Genomic DNA, 1,296 nt, shown 5'->3' on the forward strand with positions numbered 1-1,296 from the left:
CCAGCATGAGGCCGAGTGCGAATCCGGCGACCATCACCGAGACCGACGCGTACTGCGCGATCGCGGCGAGGCCGAACAGGACGAGGAGGCTGATGCGGAGCTCGAGCGCGAACGCACGCTGCTCCGAGAACCGGTGGAAGCGCTTGCGCGCGTCGGTCCTCCCGGCGCGGCGGAGGAGGATCGCCCCCAGGGCGGCGATGGCGCCGATGATCGCGCCGGCGATCGCGATCTGGGGGACGCGGCCGGGAGCCATCACGAGGGGGAGCAGCACGATGCACACGACGTCGGCGATGGCGATCTGCGCGACGAGCTGGGGCGTGGTGCGGGCGTCCACCCCCGAGGACTGCAGCATCGGGAGCACGAGCGCCGCGGACGACGACGAGAGGATCACGCCGTACAGGAGCGCGTGGCCGGTCCCGAACGCGGCGGCGAGCGCGATGGCCAGTACGGCACCCGCCGCACCGACGACGGCCGCGCCGATCGCGCCCCGTACGATCGAGGACCGGATGCGCGGATCGCGCACGGGGACACGCGATCCGACGAGCACCATCGTGAGCCCGAATCCGATGTCGGCGAGGAATGTGAGCGTGTGGTCGGTCGGGTCGATCAGCCGCAGTCCGGAGCTGCCGATCAGGAGGCCGCCGGCGATCTCGCCGACGACCACGGGGATGCGCCAGCGCGGGACGGCCGCGAGCGCGGGCCCGAGCAGGCCCACGCAGACGAGCAGGGCGAGGGACGTGAACGTCACGGCATCACGCTAGACCCGCCGAGGGCCGTGCGGCGGGCACGGCGTGCCGGTCCGCGCCTCGCCCGTCGGCCCGCCTAGCCCGTCGGCGCGCCTGGCGCGTCGGCGTGGGGAGTGACGATCGCGTAGCCCTCGCGCACGCCGTCCGTCTCGGTGAACACCACCTGCACCGGCTGGTCGGTCACGAGTTCGGTGACGATCGTGGTCGGCGGCCCGTTGCACGGGGCGGCTCCGCCCTGCAGCGTCGCGTGCGCGGCATCCGCGGTGCGCACCTCGTACTGGAGTGCCACGCCGCGGGTGTTCGCCGTGCACGCCGCCTGCAGGTCGTACATCCGGTCCTTCTTGGGAGCCGCCGACATCTCGTTCGTGGTGTTCGCGCTGCCCGTCGTCCCGTCGATCACCCCGCGCGCGAGCTCGTCGCGGGTCTTCTCCGGGATCGCGAGCGGGGTCGGGGTGGGGCGGGGGATGCGTCGGGATGAGGCGCTCGGCGCCGCGGTGGGGGCGTGGTCCGCGTACACCTCCACTTTCTTCCCGTCGAGCACGAACTGCAG

2 protein-coding genes are annotated in these 1,296 nt (G+C 73.1%); both read right to left on the minus strand.

What is annotated here, in order from left to right; all coding sequences use genetic code 11:
- The coding region (locus tag BGO15_RS10635) for a cation:proton antiporter (protein ID WP_286748252.1) at positions 1–748 on the minus strand (748 nt) is incomplete at its 3' end.
- Between the two features lie 74 nt (positions 749–822).
- Positions 823–1,296 (minus strand): hypothetical protein (locus BGO15_RS10640; protein ID WP_286748254.1); only part of this gene is annotated, 474 nt, incomplete at its 5' end.

It is taken from the genome of Microbacterium sp. 71-23 (genome assembly GCF_001897265.1).
Lineage (GTDB): Bacteria > Actinomycetota > Actinomycetes > Actinomycetales > Microbacteriaceae > Microbacterium > Microbacterium ginsengisoli.